We start from the raw sequence: 4,639 nt of genomic DNA on the forward strand, positions 1-4,639 counted from the left end.
ACCGAGAAATGCCATAACTGATTGTTCAGGAAGAGAAAAATAGAAGGTTTGTGTTTTCTCATCCCTGAAAACCGAGCATGCCTGTTATTTCAAATCAACGCGCACTCGCTTTCTCTGTGATGCAGGCTATAACATGTTGATTTGCTTGAACATAGAAAAATAATACACCGACAAACCGAGCATTGCGACAGATTATCCGAGCAAAGTTATATAAATCTCACAAAATATACTGTATATCCAGACAGCAATTTAAGTACTCGCTCTGCCCCTTCAGTTAAAGCCTTCAGATATCACCAACTCAAAGCAATGGCACATAGAAAAGCATCCTGCCTCAGAACTGGCAAAATGCTCTGCCTGGTACGTTTTTAATACTGACTGGCACGACCAAACAAAAAAACAGCCTTATCTTAACAAAGACTACTGGCTTTTTGATCTACGAGTTAGCCGCAATAGTGTAATCCCGAAAAATCTTATTCAACGCTTCCGAGTCGATCGATTCTTTGTCAAAGTCAGGCATCTCTTCCCAACGTTTCAGCTCACTTTCTATAAACTCATTAAGCACTTCAATTCTGGCTACACGCTCTTTTTCTCCACTGGCTTTTTTGCGAGTTAGCAAATCATCAATAGCAAGATCTACAACCGGCTCGATGTTAACCGCCGCTCGCAATTCATCAAACACAATCGGTGCGGGTGAACGATGTTCTGCCAGCCAACGCAGTGTGAGTAATGGCCTAAGCACGTAAAGGTATTTCTTTAACCGTACTTCATCAGTTTGTAAGTGTTCACGGTAGTTGTTCCTGGCCATGCTCAGATAGTGGTATGCCGCTCGGGTGGTATTAAATGAGTCGGCCAGCAAGGCTTTACAGGCCGAAGCAAAGTGTCCATCGTCGCGATAGACAATCGGCGAATGCAGCCACTCAATCAGCGAGGGGTTGTACTTGAGTAATAAGCCCAATGCCTTACGAAGATCCCAGCCATTGATATCAAAGTCGTCAACGATGGGATATTCAATAACATCGGGTCTGTTTTCAACGTCGAAGCTGGCATACCAGTGCAAAGGGCGGACGTAAACGAACCGTACATCGTAGTCGCTATCTGGCGAGGCAAAACCCCAGGCACGACTACCCGACTCTATCGCGAACACCACTTTTACATCGTATTCAGCTTCAGCAGCGCGCAGGCGCCGCTCTATTTCCTTTTTTGGGTCCATCATGAGCCATCCTTAGTTGTACTTAACAGATTCGACATGTTGAGAACCTGATCCAATCCGCCGACAATTTGTATTTTCTCAATACGCTCAGAAATTCTTTCCAGCGCTTCCAGTTCTTTTAGCTTGATCAGCACAGGGTTGTTCTCAAGCAGTTTTGCGGTGTTGTGCAGTGAGCGGGTTGCTGCGGTTTCTTCCCGACGACGAATCACGTTCGCCTCGGCTGCTTTTTGTGCTTGTACCACCTGATTCAGAATATCGCGCATATCACCAGGCAGGATAATATCTTTAATGCCCACTTCCTGTGTATCAATGCCACAGGCTTCTAACTTGCCTTTAACCGCAGCCAGTAAGTCGTTGGATAAATCATGTTTGTGTTCCAATAACTGATCCAGCGTTTGTACACCAACCGCTTCTCGCAGGGCCAACTGTACGGTGCGATAAACCAGGTCTTTGCTGTTACGGCTGCCGCGCACATAAGCGACCGGGTCTGAAATCGCGTAATGAACACTCAGGTTCATACGAATACTCACCCGGTCTTTGGTTAAAATCTCCTGGCCCTGAATTTCAACCATAGATAGGCGTGTATCGATTGTTTGCACGGCGACTTGTTTTTCAAAGTTCCAGAAGCCGTAGCGGCCTGCGTCTAAGCATGTAATCAGTTTGCCATCAACAAATAACAGGCCGCGTTGCTGGTCTTCTACCAGAGCGCAGTAAACGTCGTTTAGCACGCCCTGTTGAATCAGTTCACGCAGTAGCGTGGGTTCAATGGATAAATCGGCCTGGTTGATTTCAATAGTTTCAACCTTCCAGCTTGCGCTGTCCTGCCAGAAATAATGCCGTTCGCCCGGTGCGATCACGCGTGTTAGCACGTCGTCTTTATAAATAAGTGCAGCTTGTGTTGCGCTGGTGGCCACTTCCAGTAACGCATCAGACAATAATGGATTCTTTGCCAGCATGCGCTGGTCGGCATGGGTAAATGCCCCATCGTGAATGTCGCATACTTCTAAGTTGAATGTTTTACCCAGGCTGAAACGGCGATGCTTTCCGCTCGCTAAAACCTCAGTGAGTTCTTTATCTTTAAACAGTAAGCCACGCTGGGTCTGGCTCAGGGTCCATGATGTAAACATAGTGTCTTCCTTTTAGTGCGGAGCAAGACACAAACGTCGGGGTTTTACCTATCTGTCAGCGCGGAAGCGTCAGGCTCATGCCGTCCTTGCATATCGGTGTCCTTTGCTGCCTGTTGCCCTAGCGCAGATGAGTCAGTAAAAGCGGGCCTTCGTTTGTTGTTACTTGCTCCTTTCTCTGTAAAGTTTTCAGGATAGTGGGATTCGAACCCGTCTCTTTCGAGTAATCTGTTTTTTGAGCAGGATTTGAACCTGCAACTGTTGGATGAGTGATACACCCTGCTTCAAAGAAGAGGTGTCGGCCTGCCAGAACACAGCGCCACAACTCATCGACTCGGTTTAGTTATTTCAAGCTACGTGCCAGTTTTCTTTTTTATTTTTAATCTTTTGTTTTTATTATATTTTTATTTTTATCAGGCCATGGCAGCTAAATTCTGATAGCCTGTTAAATATCGAATTTGATCGTTATATATCGCGAGGGATCTGTGAAAAACGTAGGCATTGGGATTTTAGGGTCGCGCCTGGATAGGCGTGGCAAGGGCCAGAATCGCTGGAATAAATGGCGCCCGACTCTGGGGGTAGTACAGCAGCCGGAGCTGCCCCTGCATCGTTTTGAGCTGCTGCATGAAACGCAAGAGCTCAGCTTTGCCACCAGAGTCGCCGAGGATATTCAATGCGCCTCGCCCGGCACTGAAGTGATATTGCATGAATATAGCCTGTCTAACCCATGGGATTTTGAGGAGATGTATGGCGCCCTGCTCGACTTTGCTGAGGGCTATCGTTTTGCCGAGGCAGATGAGAGCTATTATGTGCACATCACCACGGGAACCCACGTTGCACAAATCTGCTGGTATCTTTTATGCGAAGCGAACTACATCCCGGCCAAACTGTTACAAAGCTCTCCCGGTAAAGAAGGTGCCGCCGGTTCAGTCAATGTGATTGATCTGGATTTATCAAAATACGACAAAATCGCGTCTCGGTTTGACCGCCAGTATCGCGATAACCTCAGCTTTCTTAAAAGCGGTATCGAAACCCGAAACAAAAAATTCAACCAGATGATCGAGCAAATGGAAGTTGTTGCGGTGCGTTCCTCCGCACCGATGCTGATTACGGGTCCAACGGGTGCGGGTAAGTCACAATTAGCGCAGCGGTTATACCAGCTTAAGCACCAGCGTGGTCAGGTTCGAGGGGAATTTGTCAGTGTAAACTGTGCGACGCTACGCGGTGATGCCGCTATGTCGATGCTGTTCGGGCATGTCAAAGGGGCATTCACTGGCGCGCAATCCGAGCGGGCTGGCATGCTTGCGAAAGCAGACGGCGGTGTTTTGTTCTTAGATGAAATTGGTGAACTGGGCCTCGATGAGCAAGCCATGCTATTACACGCCATCGAAGAAAAAAGCTTTTATCCCATGGGGAGCGACCGGGTCTCGCAGAGTGATTTTCAATTGATTGCCGGAACCAATCGCGATCTTGCCGCTGCGGTTTTGGAGGGTCGTTTTCGTGAAGACCTGCTGGCCCGAATTAATTTGTGGCGTTATCGCTTACCCGGTCTTGCCGAGCGATCAGAAGATCTGGCCCCGAATATCGACTATGAGCTGCAACAGCTCGAAAAGGAAAAAGGCCACAAGGTCTCTTTTAACGCAGATGCACGTAAGCACTATCTGGATTTCGCATTGTCCCCTTCCTCTACCTGGCAGAACAACTTCCGTGATTTAAACGCGTCGATGGTGCGGATGGCGACGCTGGCGGAGGGTGGTCGCATTCGTTCAGCGCAGGTCGATGAGGAGATCGAACGTCTGCAGGAGCAATGGCAAGGCGCTTTACGACCGGTTCAGTCAAAAGTCGATTTAAATGCGTTATTAGATGCAGAACGAATGACAACGCTGGATGATTTTGATCGTCAGCAGCTGGAATATGTGGTCGGTGTTTGTCGGGAATCCCGTTCACTCGCTGATGCGGGGCGTCGGCTGTTTGATAAATCACGACTGCAAAAACAGTCCACCAATGATGGGCATCGCTTACGCCAGTATCTGGCTAAATTTGGCCTGAAGTTCAGCGATCTGAATTGATCGAAAGCGATTCTATCAGATCGAATAGTGGCTTATTTGGATTTCGATTATGCATACTGGATTGCCCTGCAAGGCCCTTGTTTAGCGGCTTAAGCCGTTTTTTATTCAACCTGGCACAAAGCTTGGAATAACTCAGGTATTCATAACCAATAGTTCGGACAGTTTCAGGAAGAAAAGAGGCTAGTCACATGAGTAGAAACTGCGAAAATATCATTCGCCAAAACCATATACCGCAG

The 4,639-nt window shown here is 47.7% G+C and carries 3 protein-coding genes; 1 reads left to right on the forward strand and 2 read right to left on the reverse strand.

Features of this window, described 5'->3' with window-relative positions; all coding sequences use genetic code 11:
* Positions 1-433: 433 nt before the first annotated feature.
* Both H4O21_RS23850 and H4O21_RS23855 read right to left on the reverse strand, forming a co-directional pair.
* The gene (locus H4O21_RS23850) at positions 434-1,213 is read right to left on the reverse strand and encodes a nucleotidyltransferase domain-containing protein (RefSeq protein ID WP_182812312.1); all 780 of its coding nucleotides are present in this window, start codon (positions 1,211-1,213) and stop codon (positions 434-436) included.
* Positions 1,210-2,337, reverse strand: coding sequence for a slipin family protein (locus H4O21_RS23855; protein ID WP_182812314.1), 1,128 nt, complete (start codon positions 2,335-2,337; stop codon positions 1,210-1,212). The genes H4O21_RS23850 and H4O21_RS23855 overlap by 4 nt, the downstream gene beginning before the upstream one ends.
* A 482-nt stretch (positions 2,338-2,819) precedes the next feature.
* Here H4O21_RS23855 and rtcR point away from each other — a divergent pair, with 482 nt between their 5' ends.
* A complete protein-coding gene (gene rtcR / locus H4O21_RS23860; protein WP_182812317.1) occupies positions 2,820-4,403 on the forward strand; it encodes an RNA repair transcriptional activator RtcR in 1,584 nt (527 codons plus the stop codon).
* Positions 4,404-4,639: the final 236 nt, after the last annotated feature.

Origin of the sequence: Oceanospirillum sediminis (assembly GCF_014164585.1) — a bacterium.
Classification (GTDB): Bacteria; Pseudomonadota; Gammaproteobacteria; order Pseudomonadales; family Halomonadaceae; genus Oceanospirillum; species Oceanospirillum sediminis.